Here is a 21,617-nt window from a genome sequence, read left to right on the forward strand (position 1 = left end):
GAGAGCAGCCATGAGCCAACCACCGTCCACCGTCGACGCTGTCCTTCCGCCGCCCATCGACGCGCCGCTGGCGTCGCCGGTCGGCGTGGCCGTCCTGCCGGCCGGTGCGCCGCTCGCGCCGCCGGTCGGCGTGGCCGTCCTGCCGGGCGACGCGCGTCTCGCGCCGCCGGTCGACGTGGTGCTCGCGCCGCAGGCCGCACGGGGTCCGATCCGGGCGGTCGTGTTCGACCTCGACGGGGTCGTGGTCGACAGCTCGGCCGTCATGCGCGAGGCGTTCAGCATCGCGTACGCCGAGGTGGTGGGCGGCGGGCCCGCGCCGTTCGAGGAGTACAACCAGCACATGGGGCGGTACTTCCCCGACATCATGCGGCTGATGGGGCTGCCCCTGGCGATGGAGGAGCCGTTCGTCCGGGAGAGCTACCGGATGGCCCACCTCGTGCCGCTCTTCCCCGGCGTCCGGGAGACCCTGGAGGAACTGCGCGCCCGGGGCATCCGTACGGCGATCGCTACCGGCAAGAGCGGCCCCCGCGCCCGCTCCCTGCTCGACACGCTCGGCGTGCTGGGCCTGTTCGACCGGGTGATCGGCTCCGACGAGGTGGCCCGCCCGAAGCCCGCCCCGGACATCGTCCTCCAGGCCCTCGGCCACCTGGACGTGCCGCCGGCGCAGGCCATGATGGTCGGTGACGCGGTGATCGACCTGCTCAGCGGCCGGGAGGCCGGTGCCGCCACGGCCGCCACCACCTGGCACGGCGGCGACGTGGCCGCCCTGCTGGCTGCCGGACCGGACGTGGTCGCGCACACCCCGACCGACCTGCTGGCCCACTGCCCGGCGACCCTGACCCCCTGACCTGCGCCGCGCGGCCGATCGCGGTCGCCATCCACCGACACCGACCGCGGCCCTGACGATGGACGGAGCGGCCGGGCGCGCACGATCGCGCCCGATCCCGGGGGCTGCGGCGTCAATGGCTGCGCCTGAGTCGGTGGTCGTGGGCGATTCGCCCGGGCCGGGTTGCTCGGTTCCGGCCCTGATGGAGCTGCCCGCACGAACGGGGCACCGCGCCCGCCGCCGACTCCCCGCACTCGGCGAGGCGCACCCCGGCCTCCCGGCTGTCCGTGGCCTCAGGTGGTCACCCACCCGCTCAACCTACTGCTCCGATGTTGGCCCTCGGCGGTCCGCCGCCGCGTACTCGGCGAAGATCTCGTCGAGGACGCGGTGTGCGGTCGCGGCCTGCTCGTCGGCCCTCTCCGCGGCGCGGGCGCAGGTGACGAGCGTCTTCCACAGGCCCCAGCCGCGCCCCCGCGCCCAGGTCTCCTCGCCCGGGGACAGCCGCTCCCGGAACGCCCGCCGACCGTCGGCGGTCAGCACCGTCCAGGCGACGGCGAGGTCACAGGCGGGATCGCCGACGCCGCAGGTGCCGAAGTCGATGACGGCGGCCAAGCTCCCCCCGTTGAGCAGGAGGTTTCCCTGGGCGACGTCGCCGTGGAACCAGGTTTCCGTGCCGTCCCAGCGCGCGTCGAGCGCCGTCGTCCAGATCTCGGCGGCCAGGTCCACGTCGACGCGGCCGGTCAACGCCGCGAGCGCGCTACGCGCTTTCTCGTCGTAGGTGCGCAGCGAGCCGCCCCGGTACCAGTTGTGCAGCCCGGGGCGCGGACCGTCGGTGGGATCGATGCCGTGCAGGGCCGACAGGAACTCTGCCAGGTCGACGGCGAACCGGACGGGGTCGGCGATACGGCTTGGGCTCGCGGGCTCACCGTCCAGCCACGAGTAGACCGACCACGAGAAGGGGTAGCCCCCGCCGGGTGCACCCTTTGCCAGCGGGGTGGGGACGGGGAGCGGGAGCCGGGGGGCCAGCGCCGGCAGCCACCGGTGCTCCTTGTCGACCGCCAGGGCGTACTCGGAGGCACTCGGCATGCGGACCGACATCCCGGAGCCGAGGTGGAAGGTCCAGTTGTCCCAGCCGCCGTCGTTCACGGGCCGCACCGGGAGGCCCGCCCACTGTGGGAACTGTTCGGCGACGAGCCGACTGACCAGCTCCGCGTCGACGGGAATGCGCTGGGGGACCGGACCGAGCTGCGGAACATCGCTCATCGGGACGTCCTTGTCTGACAGCCGTTCCAGGGCGTGGGGTTCGAACGTGAGATCGGCACGAGCACATCCCACAGCGGTACGGCGGTCAAGGCGCTCCGACCACATCTTTCTGCGGCTCTCGCCGTGAGAGGGCCTCTACGCGGAATCGTGTGGTGTCGCGGTGGTTAGGGCAGCCGGTACACGGACACGTGGGACCGTGACTCGGCGGTGAACTCGGTGCCGGCCCAGTCCCCGTGCCGGGACTCCAGCGCGAAGCCGGCCAGTTGCGCCATCAGGTCGAGCTCGGCCGGCCAGATGTAGCGGTGCGGAGTGCGGAACAACCGGGCCTCGGTGCCCTCGCCGAAGTTGAAGTGGTGCGACACGACGTGCTGGTGCAGTACGTCGTAGGTGTCGAGGCCGATGTAGCCGGGCTCGCACTGCCAGACCGTGGCCTGCCGGCCCGGCGGGAGTTGGCGCAGCTCCGGCACCCACAGCTCGATCACGAACCGGCCGCCGGGGCCGAGGTGGCGGGCGGCGTTGCGGAAGCAGGCGACCTGCTCGGCCTGGGTGAGCAGGTTGGCGATCGTGTTGTAGACGAGGTAGACCAGCGCGTACGTGCCGGGGGCGACGGCGGTGGCCATGTCACCGACGACCACGGGGATCGTCGCCTCGTCCGCCTTCGTGCGCAGCCTGTCGAGCATCGCGGTGGACAGCTCGATGCCGGTGACCCGCACGCCGCGCTGGGCGAGCGGGACGGCCACGCGCCCGGTCCCGACGGCGAACTCCAGAGCCGGCCCTCCTCCGGCGAGCGCGGCGAGCCGATCCACGGTCGGCCCCAGCACCTCGGGGGCGAACATGCCGGTGCCCGGGGTGTCGTAGCGCTGGGCGGCACCGGCGTCCCAGAGGTCATCCTGTCGCATGAGCCGACGATCGCCGGACGGGACGCGGAAGGTCAACTCATTTCCTCCTACCGATGCCATCGATTCGGAGGCGTGCGTGGCCGTCCGCCGCCGGTAAATCTTGGTACGAAACCGCCCCTGAGGGCCGTTTCGTACCAAGATTGCCCAGCCATCAGGGGTGACGCGCAGGCGCACTCGTGGGGGGAGCGGGGAGTGTTAGGAGGGGGCCCCTGTACAACCGAATGCGTTAACAAGGGGCCCTTCCTTACACAAGGGCGGTGCGGACGGTGGGCTCCGGGACGTCCGGGACCAGCTCCGGGCCCGTCGGGCCGTCGAGGACGAAGGAGAGGCCCGACGTCGCCTTCTTGTCGCGGCGCATGAGGGCGATCAGCTCGTCGTGGTCCACGTCGGAGGGGAGCGTCGGGTCCAGGCCGTAGCCGGTGACCACCTCGTGGTGCTCCGCGACCCGGGCCGGGTCGATGCGGCCCAGGAGGCCCGCCAGGCGGCCCGCGAAGGCCGTGCCGACGCCGACCGCCTCGCCGTGCCGGAGCCGGAAGCCGGTGGCGACCTCCAGCGCGTGCCCGAGGGTGTGGCCGTAGTTGAGGATGTGCCGCAGGCCGGAGTCGCGCTCGTCGGCGGCGACCACCCGCGCCTTGAGCGCCACGCAGGCGGCGATCTGCTCGGCGACCGGCCGGCCGCGTAGGTCGCCCGCGCCGATGAAGTGCGCCCGCGCGATTTCCCCGTACCCGTTGCGTCGCTCCCGCTCCGGCAGCGTCGTCAGGTGCTCGGTGTCGCAGAGCACCGCGCGGGGCTGCCAGTACACGCCGACCAGGTTCTTGCCCTCCTGCAGGTTGACCGCCGTCTTGCCGCCGACGCTGGCGTCGACCTGGGCGAGCAGGGTGGTCGGCAGGTGGATCACGGCGATCCCCCGGTGGTAGAGGCCGGCGGCCAGGCCCACCACGTCGGTGGTGGTGCCGCCGCCGCAGGAGACCACCGCGTCGGTGCGGGTCAGCCCGAAGTCGGCGAACGCGCGGCAGAGCCGCTCCACCGTGGCGAGGGTCTTGTCGTGCTCGCCGTCGCGGGCCGGCACCACCCGGTGCGGCACGCCCGGGTCGGGCGTCCACTCGGGCGGCCGGGCCGAGACCACCACGACCCGCCGCGCGCCGACCCGGGCGATCTCCGCCGGCAGCCGGTGGCGCACGCCGGGGCCGATCAGCACCGGGTACGCCCGCTCGCCGAGCGCCACCTCGATCCGGGCCGGGTCGGCGGCGGGGCTGGGGTCAGGTGGTGGGGACGGGCGCATGAGCCTGCGGCCTCCTCGACGGAGCGGGTACTGGCGGGGCGGTGGCCGGCGGGACAACGACCGAGGAAGCGGGGGCCGGCGGGGTGGGGAGCGGCGTGGCGGGCCGGCGGTCGCGGGTCATCGACAGGCGTAGCGCCAGTGCGGCCAGCGCGTCGACGTCCGGGGTGATGCCCCACCGCTGGTGGGTGAGCTGGGCGTGGTGCGCCAGCAGGAAACCCGTCGGCGTCGCCGCCTGCTCGTGGGCGGCCACGGCGGCCACCCGGTCGAGGTATCGGGCCCAGTCGAGCGTCGCCTCCCCGGCCGGCGGCAGGTCGCCGGCCGCCAACACGATCCGCTCCGCCCCGGCGTCCGCCCGCGCGGCCAGGTCCCGCCGTTGGGCGCCGGTGAGCAGCGCGCCGCGTTCCTGCCAGTGCAGGAAGAGGAAGGCCGGCCGGTCGGCGGCCGGGACCAGCCCGGTCAGGTGCCGCAGGTGCGCCACGGCCAACGACAGCTCCGCCCCGGCCGGCCGGGGCGCGTCGCCGCCGAGCAGGGCCAGGGCCAGGTCGCTGCCCGCGTGCGCCAGCGGCCCGCCCCGGGCGGCGTCCCGGACCGGGTACGGGTCGACGGCGGCCCCGTCGTCGGTGGGCAGCCGCCGGCGTACCTCGTCCAGGCCGGGGCCGGTGGCGTGGAAGCCGAGGCGGAGCCGGGGCCCGGCGGGGCAGGCGTACCGGTCGAAGAACCAGGACGCGCCGGGGTCGGCCCAGCGGGTCGCGGCGACCGCCCCGGCGACCACCGTGCCGATCAGCTCGGCGGCCCGGGGCTCGCCGGCCGGCACGGCCAGGCGGGCGAACAACCACGAGCGTTCCAACGACGGCACCTCGGCTGCTGACGGGGCGGGGGGTGGGGGCGGCCCCCATCATGGCCCCCACCGCAGGTCGCGCCGGTCGCCCGGCGGCCGGAACTGGGGACGACTTAGGGGTGTGACAGGGGTAGGTCGCCGGCAGGGGGCTCGGAACACTTGTGCCGTTACGGCGAGCGAGGTCTACGCCGCGGATGGGACTCGCCGACGGACGGATGGTGACATGCTTCGGAGTGACCTGGTCCAGCCGTTGCCCGGTCTGCTGAGGGCCCACGCCGAGGCGTTCGGGGACAAGGTCGCGTTCCGCGACGACCGCCGCGCCGTCGGGTACGCCGACCTGTGGGCGCGCACCGGACGGCTGGCCGGGCACCTGGCGGCGGCGGGGGTCGGCCGGGGCGAACGGGTCGCCTTCTGCCTGGGCAACCGGGTGGAGACGGTGGAGACGTGGCTGGCCGTGACCCGGGCCGCCGCCGTGGGCGTGCCGCTGAACCCGCGCAGCACCGACGCGGAGCTGGCGCACCTGCTCGACGACTCCGGCGCGGTGCTGGTCGTCACCGACCCGGAGCACCTCGACCAGGCGCTGCGGCTGCGCGCCGACCGGCCCGGCCTGCGAGTCTGGGTGACCGGGGACGCCCCGGCCCCGGACGGGGTCGCGGCCTGGGCGGAGCTGGTCGACGCGGAGCCAGGCGTGGCCGCCCGCGACGACCTGGGCCTCGACGAGGTCGCCTGGATGCTCTACACCTCCGGCACCACCGGCCGGCCCAAGGGCGTGCTCTCCACCCAGCGCACCTGCCTGTGGTCGGTCGCCTCCTGCTACGTGCCGATCCCCGGGCTGACCCCCGACGACCGGGTGGTCTGGCCGCTGCCGCTGTTCCACAGCCTCTCCCACATCGGCTGCGTGCTCAGTGTCACCGCCGTGGGGGCCACCGCCCGGCTCGTCGACGGCCTCTCCGCCGACGACGTGCTGCGCGCCGTCGCCGAGGACTCGGCGACCGTGCTGGCCGGGGTGCCGGCCCTGTACCACCACCTGGTCGCCGCCGCCCGGGACAGCGGCTTCCGCGCCCCGGCGCTGCGGGTGTGCCTGGTCGGTGGGGCGATCACCACGGGCGCGCTGCGTCGCGCGTTCGACGAGGTCTTCGACGCGCCGCTGCTCGACGCGTACGGCAGCACCGAGACCTGCGGTTCGATCGCCGTCACCCGGCCGGACCTGCCGCGCGTCGAGGGCTCCTGCGGCCGGCCCGTGCCGGGTGTCGACGTGCGCCTGGTCAGCCCGCAGACCGGCCTGGACGTGGCGACCGGGGCCGAGGGTGAGGTGTGGGTACGCGGCCCGAGCGTGATGCTCGGCTACCACGGCCTGCCCGAAGTCACCGCCGCCGCGCTGCGCGACGGCTGGTACCGCACGGGCGACCTGGCCCGCCGCGACGCCGACGGGAACCTCTTCGTCACCGGCCGGCACCAGGAGTTGATCATCCGCGGCGGGGAGAAGATCCATCCGGCCGAGGTGGAGGAGGCGCTGCGCTCGGTGCCCGGCGTCGCCGACGTGGCGGTCACCGGCCGCCCGCACGAGGTGCTCGGCGAGGTGCCGGTGGCGTTCGTGGTCGCCGGGCCGGAGGGCTTCGACCCCGCCGCCGCGTACGCGGCCTGCCGGGAGCGGCTCTCCTACTACAAGGTCCCCGCCGCGCTGTACGAGATCGGGCAGGTGCCGCGCACCGCCTCCGGCAAGGTCACCCGCCGGCTGCTGCTGGCGCGGCCGGCCCGGCTGCGGGCGGTCAACGGCGGCCACCACGACGCGCTGAGCCGGGTCGCCTGGCGGTCGCTGGACCTGGCCGCCGTGCCGCCGGCCCGCCGCTTCGCGCTCGTCGGCGCGGGCGGCGAGGCGCTGGTGGGGCCGCTGCGCGCGGCCTCGGCGGACCTCCGGGCCCACCCGGACCTCGCCGCGCTGCGCGCCGACCCGGACGTGCCCGACGTGACGGTGCTCGCCACCGGTGCCGCCGACCCGCCCGGCCTCGCCGGGCAACTGCGGGGCTGGCTGGACGACGAGCGGTTCGCCGCTTCCCGGCTGGTGCTGCTGACCACCGGCGCCGTGGACGCGTCCACCCCGGAGCGGGCCGACGACCCCGACCTCGCCCCCGCCGCCGCGCAGGTGTGGGCGGTGGGCCGCTGCCTCCAGGCGGCGTACCCGGATCGGATCGTGCTGGTCGACGCCGACGGCGACGCGGCCTCCCCGGCCCTGCTGCCGGCCGCCGTGGACGCGGGCGCCGCGCAGGTCGCGCTGCGCGCGGGCGCGGCCCGGCACCCGGCCCCCGCGCCGGTCCCCGCCCGCCCGCCCGCGGTGCCGGCGACGGTCGTCGACCCGGCCGCCCCGGCCGTGCTGACCGGGGCGGACACGGCGACCGGGGCGGCGCTGGCCCGGCACCTGGTCGCCGCGCACGGCGCCCGCCGGCTGCGGCTGGTCCACGCCGGCCCGGCCGACCTGGTTGCCGACCTCGCCGCCGCCGGCGCGGAGGCCGCCGTGGTCCCGGCCACGGCCGCCGTGCTGCCCGGCGAGCCCGTCGGCGCGGCCTTCCTCTGCCCGTCCGACGCGGACCTCGCCGACCCGGCCGGCGTCGCCCGGCTGCTCGCCCTCGCCGAGGCCCTGGACGCCCGGACCCGGCACGCCGCCGCCACGGCGTTCACCGTCCTCGTCCCGGCGGAGCTGCTGCTCGGCGCGGCCGGCCGGGAGGCCGCCGCCGTGGCCGTCGACGCCCTGCACACCCTGGTCGCCCGCCGCCGCGCGGCCGGCCTGCCCGCCCGGCTGATCGGCACCGGCGGGCCCGGGGCGGAGCGCGTCGACCTCGCCGCGTTCGACGTCGCGCACGACGGCGACGACCTCGTGCTGCTCGCCGCCCCGGCCGACCGGGCCGGCGCGGGACACCCCGCCTGGCGCGCGCCCGCCCGCGCGGTCGCCGCCGACGACGGCGAGCCCGAGGCGCTGCGCCGCCGGCTCGCCGGGGCGACCACCGCCGAGGGGGACCGGCTCCTGCTCGACCTGGTCCGCGCCGCCACCGCCGAGGTGGCCGGCCTGCCCGGCCCGGCGGCGGTCCCGGCGGGCCGCGCGTTCAAGGAACTGGGCTTCACCTCCGTCGGCGCGGTCGCGTTGCGCGACCGGCTGGCCCGTGCCACCGGGGTACGGCTGCCCGCCACCGCCGCGTTCGACCACCCGAGCCCCGACGCCCTCGCCCGGCACCTGGCCGCCCGGCTGCGCGGCGCGGCCCCGGACCCCGCGACCGCCCCGGCCGCGCCGTCGGGGGCGTCCACGGCGGACGACCCGGTGGCCGTCGTCGCGATGGCCTGCCGGCTGCCCGGCGGGGTCGCCTCCCCCGAGGAGCTGTGGGACCTGGTCGCCGCCGGCCGGGAGGGGCTCACCGGGTTCCCCACCGACCGGGGCTGGGACCTCGGGCACCTCTTCTCCGACGACCCCGACCAGCCCGGCACCTCGTACGTGCGGGTGGGTGGCTTCCTGCCCGACGCGGCGGACTTCGACGCCACCCTGTTCGCGATCAGCCCCCGCGAGGCCCTCGCCATGGACCCGCAGCAGCGGCTGCTGCTGGAGACCTCCTGGGAGCTGTTCGAGCGGGCCGGCATCGACCCCACCTCGCTGCGCGGCAGCGCCACCGGCGTGTTCACCGGCGTCATGCACCACGACTACGCGGCCAACCTGCGCCAGGCCCCGCCCGGCACCGAGGGTTACCTCGGCGTCGGCACGGCGGGCAGCGTGGTCTCGGGGCGGGTCGCGTACGCGCTCGGGCTGGAGGGGCCGGCGGTCACCGTCGACACCGCCTGCTCGTCGTCGCTGGTGTCGCTGCACCTGGCCGCCCAGGCGCTGCGGTCGGGGGACTGCTCCCTCGCGGTGGCCGGCGGCGTCGCCGTGATGGGCACCCCGCAGGCGTTCGTCGAGTTCAGCCGGCAGCGCGGGCTCGCCCCCGACGGCCGGTGCAAGGCGTTCGCCGAGGCCGCCGACGGCACCGGCTGGTCCGAGGGCGTCGCCGTGCTGCTGCTGGAACGGCTCTCCGACGCCCGCCGCAACGGCCACCCGGTCCTCGCCGTGGTGCGGGGCAGCGCCGTCAACTCCGACGGCGCGTCCAACGGGCTGACCGCCCCGAGCGGGCCCGCCCAGGAGCGGGTGATCCGCCGGGCGCTGGCCGCCGCCGGGCTCACCGCCGCCGACGTGGACGCCGTCGAGGCGCACGGCACCGGCACCTCGCTGGGCGACCCGATCGAGGCGCAGGCGCTGCTCGCCACGTACGGGGCGGGGCGCGGCGCCGCCGAGCCGCTGCTGCTGGGCTCGCTGAAGTCGAACCTCGGTCACACCCAGGCCGCCGCCGGGGCCGCCGGGGTGATCAAGATGGTCCTCGCCATGCGGCACGGGACGCTGCCGGCCACCCTGCACGTCGACGCCCCCACGTCCGAGGTGGACTGGTCGGCCGGCGCGGTGGAGCTGCTCACCGAGGCCCGCCGGTGGCCGCAGGCGGGCCGCCCCCGCCGGGCCGGCGTCTCGTCGTTCGGCATCAGCGGCACCAACGCGCACGTCATCGTCGAGGCACCCCCGCCGGACCCCGCTCCCGCTGACGCCCCGATCGAGGGGACGGCGGCCGGCGGTCCTCGGCTGCCCGTGCCGTGGGCCCTCTCCGCCGCCACCGGCGAGGCGCTGCGCGACCAGGCGGCCCGCCTGCTGGCCTGGCTCGACGGGCCGGGCGCGCACGCCGACCCGGCCGACGTCGGGCACGCGCTGGCCACCACCCGCGCCGCCCTGGAACACCGGGCCGTGGTGCTGGCCGGCGACCCGGCCGCCGCCCGGGCCGGGCTGACCGCGCTGACCCGGGGCGACGCCGACCCCGACACCCCCGGCGTGCTGACCGGGCGGGTCGCCGAGGGCCGGCTCGCCCTCCTCTTCGGAGGGCAGGGGGGCCAGCGGCCCGGGATGGGGCGGGGGCTGCGCGCGGCGTACCCCGTCTTCGCCGGCGCGTTCGACGCGGCCTGCGCGGAGCTGGACCGCTGCCTCGCCGGCCACGCCCCGCTCCCCGTCGCCGACGTCGCCACCGCCGAGCCGGGCGACGAACCGGCCGGGCTGCTCGACCGGACGCTCTACACCCAGCCGGCCCTGTTCGCCTTCGAGGTGGCCCTGTACCGGCTGCTGGAGTCGTGGGGCGTGCGCCCCGACGTGGTGCTCGGCCACTCCGTCGGCGAGCTGGCCGCCGCGCACGTCGCCGGGGTCCTCTCCCTCGCCGACGCGGCGGCGCTGGTCGCCGCGCGGGCCCGGCTGATGCAGGAGCTGCCCGACGGGGGCGCGATGGTCGCCGTCGAGGCCGCCGAGGCCGAGGTGGAGGGGCACCTCACCGACCGGGTCGGGCTCGCGGCCGTCAACGGGCCGACCAGCGTGGTCCTCTCCGGCGACACCGACGCCGTCCTCGGCGTCGCGGCGACCCTGCGCGCCGCCGGCCGGCGCACCAGCCGGCTGCGGGTGTCGCACGCGTTCCACTCGCCGCGCATGGAGCCGATGCTCGACGCGTTCCGCGCCGTGGCCGCCGGTCTCACCTACCGCACCCCGCACCTGCCGGTGGTGTCCACGCTGACCGGCGCGCCGGTCGACCCGGCCCGGCTCCGCTCGCCCGAGCACTGGGTGGCGCACGCGCGGGCCACCGTCCGCTTCCTCGACGGGATGCGCGCCCTGCACGACCAGGGGGCGACCACCTTCCTGGAGATCGGCCCCGGCGGCGTGCTCACCGCGATGGCCCAGGACTGCCTCGCCGCCACCGGCGGGGAGGCGGCGTTCGTCCCCGCCGTGCGGGGCGTCGACGACGAGCCCGAGGCGCTGCTGACCGCCGTGGCGCGGCTGCACACCCGGGGCGTGCCGGTGGACGCCGCCGCCCTCGCCGGCCCCGGCCCGCGCCGCCGGGTGGACCTGCCCACGTACGCCTTCCAGCGGCGGCACTACTGGCTGCCGTACTCGGCGGTGGCCGGCGGCCCCACCGACGTGGGGCTGGCCGACGCCGGGCACCCGCTGCTCGGCGCGGTGCTGCCGGTCGCCGGCACCGGGCAGGTCGTCTGCACCGGCCGCCTCGCGGCGGCCACCCACCCGTGGCTGGCCGCTCCCGGCGACGCCGGGCCCGCGCTGCTGCCCGCCACCGCCCTGCTCGACGTGCTCGCCCACCTCGGCGGGCTGCTCGGTCTGTCCACGGTGGAGCGGCTGAGCGTCCCCCGACAGGTGCCGCTGGCCGCCGAGCTGGCCCTCGACGTGCAGGTCACCGTCGCCGCGCCGGACGAGCACCTGCGCCGCACGGCGCGCTGCCACGTCCGTACCGCCGAGGGGGAGCCGTGGCGGGAGGTCGCCGAGGCCGTCCTCGCCCCGGCCGACCCGCCCGCCATCCCGGCCGCCGTCGCGGCGTGGCCGCCCGCCGGGGCCCGCCCCGTCGACCTGGACACCCCGCACCGCCGGGCGCTCGCGGGGGAGCTGGCCCGCGCCGCGTGGGTCGCGGGGGACCGGCTCTTCGTCGACGTACGCCTGCCGGAGGACGCCCGCGACGCCGACGCCGAGCGGTACGGGGTGCACCCGCTGGTGCTGGACGCGGCCCTGCGCCTGCTCCCGCTGGCCGACTTCACCCCCACCGAGCCCCCCACCGAGCTTCCGGCCGACGCCGACGCCGACGCCGACGCGGACGCGCCGACCGGCGACCGCGCCGCGCCCGCCGCCCGGCCGGCGGCCGTCGACTGGGCCGGGGTGCGCCTGCACGCCACCGGCGCGCACGCGCTGCGGGTCAGCCTCGCCCCCGCCGGGGCGGACGCGGTGACCCTCAGCGCCGTCGACGACGCCGGGGCCCCCGTGCTCGACGTGGAGCGGGTGGTGCTGCGGGCCGTCGCGGCCGACGGCCCGCAGCCGACCGCCGAACCCGCCCCGGCCGGCCTGTACGCGGTCGACTGGCTCCCCGCGACCGCCCCCGCGACCCCGGTGCCCGCCTGGACGCTCGCCGACGGCGCGCCCCCGGAGGGCCCGCTGCCGCCGCTGCTCGTGCTCCGGGTCGGCGACGGCGACCCCGACGCGCCGGTGCCCGACCGGGCGCACGCCGTCGGCCTCGCCACCCTCGGCGTGCTCCAGCGCTGGCTGGCCGACCCCCGCGCGGAGACCACCCGGCTGGCCCTCGCTGTCCGCGACGGCGACCCCGTGCACGCCCCCGTCGGCGGGCTGGCCCGGGTCGCCGCCGCCGAGCACCCCGACCGGTTCCTGCTGCTGCGCCTCGACGCGGGCGACGACGCCACGGTGCGCGCGGCCCTGGCCGCCACCGCCGACGAGCCGGAGGTCGCCGTCCGCGACGGCCGCGCCCTGCTGCCCCGCCTCCGCCCGGTCGAGCACCCGGGCGCGGGCACGCCGCTGCCGGCGCTGGCCGGCGGCACGGTGCTGGTCACCGGCGGCACCGGCGGGGTCGGCCGGCACGTCGCCACCCACCTCGCCACCGTCCACGGCGTCACCGAACTGGTGCTGCTCGGCCGCGCCGGCCGGCACGCCGACTGGATGACCGCCCTCACCGACGCCGGGGTGACCGTCCGGGTGGTCGCCGCCGACGTCGCCGACCGGGCCGCCCTCGCCGAGGTGGTCGCCCCGCTGGCCGACCGCCTGGTCGCCGTGGTGCACGCCGCCGGGGTCACCGACGACGCCCTGCTCACCGGCCTCGACGCGGCCCGGTGGGAGCGGGCCCTGCGGGCCAAGGTGCACGGCGCGTGGCACCTGCACGAGCTGACCGCCGGCCTCGACCTCGCCGCGTTCGTGCTCTTCTCCTCGGCGGCGGCCACGTTCGGCAGCCCGGGGCAGGGCAACTACGCCGCCGGCAACGCGTTCCTCGACGCGCTCGCCGCGCACCGCCGCGACCACGGCCTGCCCGGCATCGCCCTGGCCTGGGGCCTGTGGGCCGAGGCGGACGGGATGGCCGGCCGGCTCGCCCCCGCCGACCTGGCCCGCCTCGCCCGGGGCGGCACCCGCCCCCTGGACACCGCCGCCGGCCTGGCCCTGCTCGACGCAGCCCTGCACGCCGACCGGCCCGCGCTGGTGCCGATCGGGCTGGACCTGGCCGCCGTCCGCGCCACCGGCGAGGTGCCCGCCCTGCTGCGGGCGCTGCTGCCCCCGCCGCCCCGGCGGGCCGTCAACGCCGACCCCGCGCCCGCCGCCGCCGGCTTCGCCGACCGCCTCGCCGGCCTCGGCGAGCCGGAGCGGGCCGCCCTGCTGCTGGAGCTGGTCCGCGCCCGCTGCGCCGTCGTCCTCGGGCACGCCGGCGGGGAGCAGGTCGAGCCGCGCCGCCCGTTCAAGGACCTCGGCTTCGACTCGCTGACGGCGGTGGAGCTGAGCAACCGGCTCACCGCCGTCACCGGCGTCCGGCTCGCCCCGCACGCCGTGTTCAACCACCCCACCCCGGAGCTGCTCGCCGCGCACCTGCACGCCCGGCTGCTCGGCACCGCCGCCGCCGAGGTCGCCGACGCCGCCACCGTCGCCGCCGACGAGCCCGTCGCGATCGTCGCCCTGGCCTGCCGCTTCCCCGGCGGGGTCGACACCCCGGAGGCGCTGTGGCGGCTCCTCGACGACGGCGGGGACGTCATCGGCGACCTGCCCACCGACCGGGGCTGGCCCGACCTCTACGACCCGGTCCCCGGCACCCCGGGCCGCACGTACGTGCGCTCGGGCGGGTTTCTCACCGGCATCGCCGACTTCGACGCGGCGTTCTTCGGCATCAGCCCCCGCGAGGCCCTCGCCATGGACCCGCAGCACCGGCTGCTGCTGGAGACCTGCTGGGAGGCCCTGGAGCGCGCCGGCCTCGACCCGGGCACGCTGCGCGGCAGCCGCACCGGCGTCTTCGCCGGCACCCACGGGCAGGACTACGCCGAGATGATCGCCCCCGGCGTCGCCTCCGACGACGGGGAGACCACCGCCGACGAGGGGCACCTGCTCACCGGCACCGCCGCCAGCGTCCTCTCCGGCCGCGTCGCGTACACGCTCGGGCTGGAGGGGCCGGCGGTCACCGTCGACACCGCCTGCTCGGCGTCCCTGGTGGCGCTGCACCTGGCCGTGCAGGCGCTCCGCTCCGGCGACTGCGACCTGGCCCTGGCCGGCGGCGTGTCGGTGCTGTCCAGCCCCGCCGGGCTGACCGGGTTCAGCCGTCAGCGCGGGCTCGCCGCCGACGGCAGGTGCAAGGCGTTCGCCGAGGACGCCGACGGGTTCGGCATGTCCGAGGGCGTCGGCGTCCTCGTGGTGGAGCGCCTCTCCGACGCCCGCCGCCGGGGCCACCCCGTGCTCGCGCTGGTGCGCGGCACGGCGGTCAACTCCGACGGTGCGTCCAACGGGCTGACCGCCCCGAACGGGCCCTCCCAGGAGCGGGTGATCCGGGCCGCCCTGGCCGCCGCCGGGCTCGACGCGGGCGACGTGGACGCCGTCGAGGCCCACGGCACCGGCACCCCGCTCGGCGACCCGATCGAGGCCGAGGCGATCCTCGCCACGTACGGCCGGCGGCCCGCGCAGGCCCCGCCGCTGCTGCTCGGCTCCGTGAAGTCGAACCTCGGGCACACCCAGGCCGCCGCCGGCGTCGCCGGGGTGCTCAAGATGGTCCTCGCCATGCGGCACGGCCGGCTGCCGCGCACCCTGCACGCCGCGCGGCGCACCTCCCGCGTCGACTGGGACGCCGGCTCGGTGGAGCTGCTCACCGAGCCCCGCCCGTGGCCCCGCGCGGACCGCCCCGCCCGGGCCGGCGTGTCGTCCTTCGGCATCAGCGGCACCAACGCCCACGCCATCATCGAGGCCGCCCCCGCCGAGGCCGCCCTGACCGCAGCCGCCCCCGCCGAGGCCGACCCGGCCGGGACCGGCCCCGCCGAGGCCGCAGCCGCCGTGGCCGTAGCCGGGACGACCGAGCCGCCCGCCGGCCCCGACGCCCTGCCCTGGCTGCTCTCCGCGCGCACCCCGGAGGCGCTCGCCGGGCAGGCCCGCAGGCTGCGCGCCCACCTCGCCGACCGCCCCGACCAGCGCCGGATCGACGTGGCCTGGTCGCTGGCCGGCACCCGGGCCGCGTTCGACTCCCGCGCGGTGCTGGTGGCCGCCGACCCGGACCGGATCGCCGCCGCCCTCGACGCGCTCGCCGAGGGCCGCCCCGCCCCCGAACTGGTCCGCGGCGACGCCGCGCCCACCGGCGGGGTGGTGTTCGTCTTTCCCGGCCAGGGCTCCCAGTGGGTCGGCATGGGGCTCGAACTGCTCGACCAGGCCCCCGTCTTCGCCGAGCGGATGGCCGCCTGCGACGCGGCGCTGCGGCCGTACCTGAACTGGTCGCTGCTGGACGTGCTGCGCCAGGCCCCCGGCGCGCCCGGCCTCGACCAGGTCGACGTGGTGCAGCCCGCCCTCTTCGCGGTGATGGTGTCGCTGGCGGAGCTGTGGCGCTCCTACGGCGTGCAGCCCGCCGCCGTGGTCGGCCACTCGCAGGGCGAGATCGCCGCCGCCTGCGTCGCCGGGGTGCTCTCCCTGCCCGACGCCGCCCGGGTGGTGGCGCTGCGCAGCCGCGCGATCCGGTCGTCCCTGGCCGGGACAGGCGCGATGGCGTCCGTGGCGCTGCCCGCCGAGGTGGTCCGCGAGCGGGTCGCCCGCCACGGCGACCGGCTGGCCGTGGCCGCCGTCAACGGCCCGGCCGCCGTGGTCGTCTCCGGCGAGCCGGCCGCCGTCGAGGAGCTCCTCGCCGAGCTGGCCGACACCCAGGCCCGCGTCCGCCGGATCGCGGTGGACTACGCCTCCCACTCGGCCCAGGTGGAACTCATCCGCGCCGAGCTGGCCGAGGCCCTCGCGGGGATCGCCCCCGGCCCGGCCGCCGTGCCGCTGTACTCCACCACCGACCTGCGCTGGCTCGACGGCCCCGAGATGGACGCCGACTACTGGTACCGCAACCTGCGCCGGCCCGTCGAGCTGGAGCGGGCGGTCCGGGCGCTGGCCGCGCAGGGCCACGACACGTACGTCGAGTGCAGCCCCCACCCGGTGCTCACCGTCGGCATCACCGAGACCCTCGCCGAGCACGACGGCCCGGTCACGGTGGTCGGCTCGGTGCAGCGCGACCAGGGCGACCGGGGCCGCTTCCTGCTCTCCGCCGCCCAGCTCCACGTGCGCGGCGTCGCCGTGGACTGGCGGCCCGCCCTGGCCGGCGGCCGGCGGGTCGACCTGCCCACGTACGCGTTCGCGCACCGCCGCTTCTGGCCCCGCCCCCGCACCGGCCCCGGCGACGTCGGCGCGGCCGGCCTGGACGCCGCCGGGCACCCGCTGCTCGGCGCGTCCGTGGCGCTCGCCGGGGCGGGCGGGCACCTGTTCACCGGCCGGCTCGCCGCCGCCAGCCCCGCCTGGCTCGCCGACCACGCCGTCGGCGGGTCCGTGCTGGTGCCCGGCACCGGCCTGGTCGAGCTGTGCCTGCGCGCCGGCGACGAGGTCGGCTGCCCCGTCCTCGACGAGCTGGTCATCGAGTCCCCCCTCGCGCTGTCGGCCAACGGTGAGACCCAGGTGCAGGTGGCGGTGGCCTCCGCCGCCGACGACGGCCGTCGGCCGGTCACCGTGCACTCCCGGCCCGCCGCCGCCCCGCCCGGCGCGCCGTGGATCCGGCACGCCACGGCCACCCTCTCCCCGGAGCAGCCCGCCCCGCCGCCGGGGCTCACCGCCTGGCCGCCGCGCGACGCCAGGGCCGTCGACCTCGACGGGTTCTACGCCGGGCTGGCCGCCGACGGGTACGGCTACGGGCCCGCGTTCCAGGGCCTGCGCGCCGTCTGGACGGCCGGCGACGACGTGTACGCCGAGGTGGAGCTGCCCGCCGCGCAGCGCGCCGACGCCGATCGGTACGGCCTGCACCCGGCCCTGTTCGACGCCGCCCTGCACGCCGCGCACTTCGGCGGCGTCGGCGACGCCGGGCCGGAGAAGCTGCTGCTGCCGTTCGCCTGGAACGGCGTGGCCCTGCACGCCGCCGGGGCGCACGCGCTGCGGGTCCGCCTCGCCCGGGTCGCCCCGCACACGATCGCGCTGACCGTCGCCGACGCCACCGGCGCCCCGGTCGCCGAGGTCGCGTCGCTGGCCCTGCGCCCGATCCCGCGCGCCGAGCTGGGCGGCCGGGACGACGCCGTCGACGACGCGCTGTTCCGGCTCGACTGGCAGCCGGTGGCCGCGCCGGAGCCCGCCGCCGGGCTCCGGGTCGTCGCGCTCGGCCGGGCCGTCGGCGCATTCCCGCGCCACGCCGACCCGGCCGCGCTCGCCCGCGCGGTCGACGGCGGCGCGCCCCCGCCCGACGCCGTGCTCGCCCCCCTCGGCGCGCCCGACGCCGACCCGCCCGCCCCGCCGAACCTGGCCGCCGGCCCCGCCGACCCGGCGACCGGTTCCGCCGACCCGGCGGCCAACTATGCCGCCCAGGTGACCGGTCCCGCCCACCCGGCGGCCGGCCCCGGCCACGGCGGGTCGGGCGGCGACCGGGCGCGGGCAGTCGCCGCCGAGGCGCTCGCCCTGGTCCAGGGCTGGCTCGCCGATCCCCGCTGGGCGGCCACCCCGCTGGTCCTGCTCACCCGGGGCGCGGTCGGCGTGCACAGCCCCGCCGAGGTCGACGACCCCGACGCCGCCACCGCCTGGGGCCTGGTCCGCTCCGCCCAGTCCGAGCACCCCGACCGGTTCGTCCTGCTCGACGCCGACGCCCCGCCCACCGCCGAGGAGCTGGCCGTCGTGCTGGCCGCCGGGGAACCGCAGGTGGCGCTGCGCGGCGGCACTCCGTACGCCCCCCGGCTGGCCCGCCGCGCCGAGGCCGCGACGCTCGCCCCGCCGGCCGGCGCGGCGGCCTGGCGGCTCGACGTCCCGACGCGGGGCCGGCTGGAGGGCCTCGCCCTCACCGCCTGCGACGCCGCCGACGTGCCGCTCGGCCCGCGCGAGGTCCGGGTCCGGGTCCGGGCGGCCGGCCTCAACTTCCGCGACGTGCTCAACGCCCTCGGCCTCTACCCGGGCGACCCCGGGCCGCCCGGCGGCGAGGCGGCCGGCGTGGTCGCCGAGGTCGGCGCGGAGGTCACCGACCTGCGCCCCGGTGACCGGGTGCTCGGCGTCTTCGCCGGCTGCCTCGGCCCGGTCGCGGTCACCGACCGCCGGCTGCTCGTCCCGGTGCCCGCCGACTGGACGTTCGCCCAGGCCGCGTCGATGCCGGTGGTGTTCCTCACCGCCTACCACGGGCTGGTGGACCTGGCCGGGCTGCGGGCCGGGGAGTCCGTGCTGGTGCACGCGGGCGCCGGCGGCGTCGGCATGGCCGCCGTGCAGCTCGCCCGCCACCTCGGGGCCGAGGTGTACGCCACCGCCAGCCCCGCCAAGTGGCCCGCCCTGCGGGCGATGGGCGTGCCCGACAGCCACCTCGCCTCGTCGCGCACCCTCGACTTCGAGTCGCACGTCCTCGCCACCAGCGGCGGGCGCGGCGTGGACGTGGTGCTCAACTCCCTCGCCCGGGAGTTCGTCGACGCCTCGCTGCGGCTGCTGCCGCGTGGCGGCCGGTTCGTCGAGGTGGGCAAGACGGACCTGCGCGACCCCGACCGGGTCGCCGCCGACCACCCCGGCGTCGCCTACCGGGCGTACGACCTGACCACCCTGGACCCCGACCACGTCCAGCGGATGCTGGTCACGCTGACGGGCCTCTTCGCGGCCGGGGCGCTCACCCCGCTGCCGGTGCGCGCCTGGGACGTCCGGCAGGCCCCCGACGCCTTCCGGTACGTCAGCCAGGCCCGGCACGTCGGCAAGGTGGTGCTCACTGTGCCGGCCGGGTGGGACCCCGACGGCACCGTCCTGGTCACCGGCGGCACGGGCCTGCTCGGCGGGTTGGCCGCCCGCCGCCTCGTCACCGGTCACGGGGTCCGGCACCTGCTGCTGGCCAGCCGCAGCGGCCCCGACGCGCCCGGCGCGGCCGAGCTGGTCGGCGAGCTGACCGCCCTCGGTGCGACCGTCACCGTGGCCGCCGCCGACGTGGCCGACCGCGACGCCGTGGCCCGGCTGCTCGCCGCCGTGCCGCCGGAGCATCCGCTCACCGCCGTGGTGCACCTCGCCGGGGTGCTCGACGACGGCGTGGTCACCGCGCTCACCCCCGAACGGTTCGACGCCGTCTTCGCGCCCAAGGTGGACGCCGCCCGGCACCTCGACGAGCTGACCCGCCACCTCGACCTCGCCGGGTTCGTGCTCTTCTCCTCCGGCGCGGGGGTGTTCGGCGTCCCCGGTCAGGGCAACTACGCCGCCGCCAACGCGTGGCTCGACGCCCTCGCCAGGCGGCGGCGCGGCGCGGGCCTGCCCGCCCAGTCGTACGCGTGGGGCCTGTGGGAACAGGCCAGCGCCATGACCGCCGGGCTGGACCGGGCCGACCCCCGGATCACCGCCCGCGACGGCCAGCTCGCCCTGCCGTCCGACCTCGGCATGGCGCTGTTCGACGCCGGGCTGGCCGCCTGCGAGGAGCACCTCGTGCCCACCCGCATCGACGTGGCCGCCCTCGCCGGCCGGGACGCCGTGCCGGCGCTGATGCGCGGCCTGGTCCGGTCGCGGCGGCCCCGGGCCCGCGCCGAGACGCCCGCCGGGGGCCGTGACCTCGCCGGGCGGCTCGGGGCGCTCACCGCGACGCAGCGCTCCGCCCTGCTGCTCGACCTGGTCCGCGCCGAGGCGGCCACCGTGCTCGGCCACGCCACCCCGGACGCGGTCGGCCCGACGCAGGCGTTCAACGAGATCGGCTTCGACTCGCTGACCGCCGTGGAGCTGCGCAACCGGCTCGCCGAGGCGACCGGGCACCGGCTCCCCGCCACGGTGATCTTCGACTACCCGGACCCGGCCGCGCTGGCCGAGTTCCTGCGCGCCCAGCTCGCCCCGGACGACCGGGAGCCGGCCCCGCCGATCCTCGCCGAGCTGGAGAGCCTCGAACGGTCGATGGCCGAGACGGTCGTCGAGGCGGAGCTGCACACCCAGGTCGCGGCGCGGCTGGAGGTGCTGGTCGCCAAGTGGCGGACGATGCGCGGCGCGTCCGCCACCGACGACGACCTGGACCTCGACCTGGCCAGCGACGACGAGATCTTCAGCCTGATCGACACGGAACTCGGGCTCTGATGCCCGGCCCGACGCGGACGAGCGAGGAACGGCGATGACGGACGTACTGATCGTGGGCTACGGCCCGGTGGGCCAGGTGGCGGCCATCCTCCTCGCCCAGCGGGGCTTCACCGTGCGGGTGGTGGAGAAGTGGGCCACCCCGTACACGATGCCCCGCGCGGTCTCCTACGACGGCGAGGCCAGCCGCATCCTCGCCGCCTGCCGGCTCGGCGACGCCCTCGCCGACGTCACCGAGCTCTCCGGCGAGTACACCTGGAAGAACGGCTTCGGGCGGACCCTGCTGCACGCCCGGGTCGCCGAGGACGGCCCGAACGGCTGGCCCGACTCCATCTCCTTCTACCAGCCCGGCCTGGAGGCCCGGCTCGCCGAGCGCGGCGCCGCCCTGCCCGGCGTGGAGGTGCTGCGCGGCGTCGAGGTGACCGACCTCGCCGACCACGGCGACCGGGTCGAGGTGGGCGGAGTCGACGCCGACGGGACGCGACACACCTGGACCGCCGGCTGGGTGCTCGGCTGCGACGGCGCGAACAGCTTCGTCCGCCGCTGGCTCGGCACCGGCGTCACCGACCTCGGCTTCGGCTACGACTGGCTGGTCTGCGACGTGGTGCTGAACGAGCCGGTCGAGTTCAAGCCCAACAACCTCCAGGTCTGCGACCCGGCGCGGCCCCGCACCGCCGTCTCCGCCGGCCCCGACCACCGCCGCTGGGAGTTCATGCGGGTGCCGGGGGAGACCCTGGAGGAGTTCCGCACCGAGGCCAGCGTCTGGCGGCTGCTGGGCCTGTTCGACATCACCCCGGACACCGCCCGCCTCGACCGGTACGGCGTCTACACCACCCAGGCCTGCTACGCCGACACGTGGCGCTCCGGCCGGGTGTTCCTCGCCGGGGACGCCGCCCACGTCATGCCCCCCTTCCTCGGACAGGGCATGAGCTCGGGCTTCCGCGACGTGATCAACCTGGCCTGGAAGCTGGACCTGGTGCGCCGGGGGCTGGCCGACGACGCGCTGCTCGACACGTACGAGGTGGAGCGGCGGGCGCACGTGCAGCACGCCATCCGCATGTCCATCGACTCGGGGAAGGTGATCTGCGAGACCGACCCGAAGAAGGCCGCCGGCCGGGACTCGGTGATGCTGGCCGCGCTGCGCCGCCGCACCCAGGCCCGGCACGCCCGGTCGCTGCGCGAGGCGATCGTCGACGGCGTGCTGCGGCGCGACGCCGACGGCGCGCCCGCCCCCCACGCCGGTGACCCCGCCCCCCAGGGGCGGGTGACGGCCGGCGGCCGGTCGGGGCGCTTCGACGAGGTCGTCGGCACCGGCTTCGTGCTGGTCACCCGCGCCGACCCGGCCGCCGCGCTCGACGCCGAAGCCCTGGCGTTCCTCGACG

At 77.9% G+C, this 21,617-nt stretch carries 7 protein-coding genes; 3 read left to right on the plus strand and 4 right to left on the minus strand.

Features of this window, described 5'->3' with window-relative positions:
• Positions 1 to 10: 10 nt before the first annotated feature.
• On the plus strand, positions 11 to 847 hold the full coding sequence (locus tag LPU43_RS00635; protein ID WP_229397765.1) for an HAD-IA family hydrolase: 837 nt from the start codon (positions 11 to 13) through the stop codon (positions 845 to 847).
• 297 nt (positions 848 to 1,144) lie between these two features.
• Here LPU43_RS00635 and LPU43_RS00640 read toward each other — a convergent pair whose 3' ends face one another.
• The 4 genes from LPU43_RS00640 to LPU43_RS00655 form a co-directional block, all read right to left on the minus strand.
• Entirely contained in the window at positions 1,145 to 2,089 is a 945-nt protein-coding gene (locus LPU43_RS00640) for an aminoglycoside phosphotransferase family protein (protein ID WP_229397767.1), read from the minus strand.
• Between the two features lie 164 nt (positions 2,090 to 2,253).
• The gene (locus tag LPU43_RS00645) at positions 2,254 to 2,988 is read right to left on the minus strand and encodes a class I SAM-dependent methyltransferase (RefSeq protein WP_229397769.1); all 735 of its coding nucleotides are present in this window, start codon (positions 2,986 to 2,988) and stop codon (positions 2,254 to 2,256) included.
• A 244-nt stretch (positions 2,989 to 3,232) separates the two neighbouring features.
• Positions 3,233 to 4,270, minus strand: coding sequence for a 3-dehydroquinate synthase family protein (locus tag LPU43_RS00650; RefSeq protein ID WP_229397771.1), 1,038 nt, complete (start codon positions 4,268 to 4,270; stop codon positions 3,233 to 3,235).
• Positions 4,248 to 5,126 carry a lantibiotic dehydratase C-terminal domain-containing protein gene (locus LPU43_RS00655; protein ID WP_229397772.1) on the minus strand — a complete coding sequence of 293 codons (879 nt, stop codon included), beginning with the start codon at positions 5,124 to 5,126 and terminating at the stop codon, positions 4,248 to 4,250. The genes LPU43_RS00650 and LPU43_RS00655 overlap by 23 nt, the downstream gene beginning before the upstream one ends.
• Before the next feature lie 205 nt (positions 5,127 to 5,331).
• On the opposite strand from LPU43_RS00655, the gene LPU43_RS00660 reads away from it, so the two are divergent.
• The gene (locus LPU43_RS00660) at positions 5,332 to 20,238 is read left to right on the plus strand and encodes a type I polyketide synthase (protein ID WP_229397774.1); all 14,907 of its coding nucleotides are present in this window, start codon (positions 5,332 to 5,334) and stop codon (positions 20,236 to 20,238) included.
• 34 nt (positions 20,239 to 20,272) lie between these two features.
• The coding region (gene mhpA / locus LPU43_RS00665) for a bifunctional 3-(3-hydroxy-phenyl)propionate/3-hydroxycinnamic acid hydroxylase MhpA (RefSeq protein ID WP_229397775.1) at positions 20,273 to 21,617 on the plus strand (1,345 nt) is incomplete at its 3' end.

Source organism: Micromonospora okii (assembly GCF_020884795.1).
GTDB lineage: Bacteria > Actinomycetota > Actinomycetes > Mycobacteriales > Micromonosporaceae > Micromonospora > Micromonospora okii.

What these genes read in the sequence shown, in the direction of transcription:
- LPU43_RS00635 (WP_229397765.1), top strand. Translation starts at nt 11, where the DNA reads ATGAGCCAACCACCGTCCACCGTCGACGCTGTCCTTCCGCCGCCCATC.
- LPU43_RS00640 (WP_229397767.1), bottom strand. Translation starts at nt 2,089, where the DNA reads ATGAGCGATGTTCCGCAGCTCGGTCCGGTCCCCCAGCGCATTCCCGTC.
- LPU43_RS00645 (WP_229397769.1), bottom strand. Translation starts at nt 2,988, where the DNA reads ATGCGACAGGATGACCTCTGGGACGCCGGTGCCGCCCAGCGCTACGAC.
- LPU43_RS00650 (WP_229397771.1), bottom strand. Translation starts at nt 4,270, where the DNA reads ATGCGCCCGTCCCCACCACCTGACCCCAGCCCCGCCGCCGACCCGGCC.
- LPU43_RS00660 (WP_229397774.1), top strand. Translation starts at nt 5,332, where the DNA reads ATGCTTCGGAGTGACCTGGTCCAGCCGTTGCCCGGTCTGCTGAGGGCC.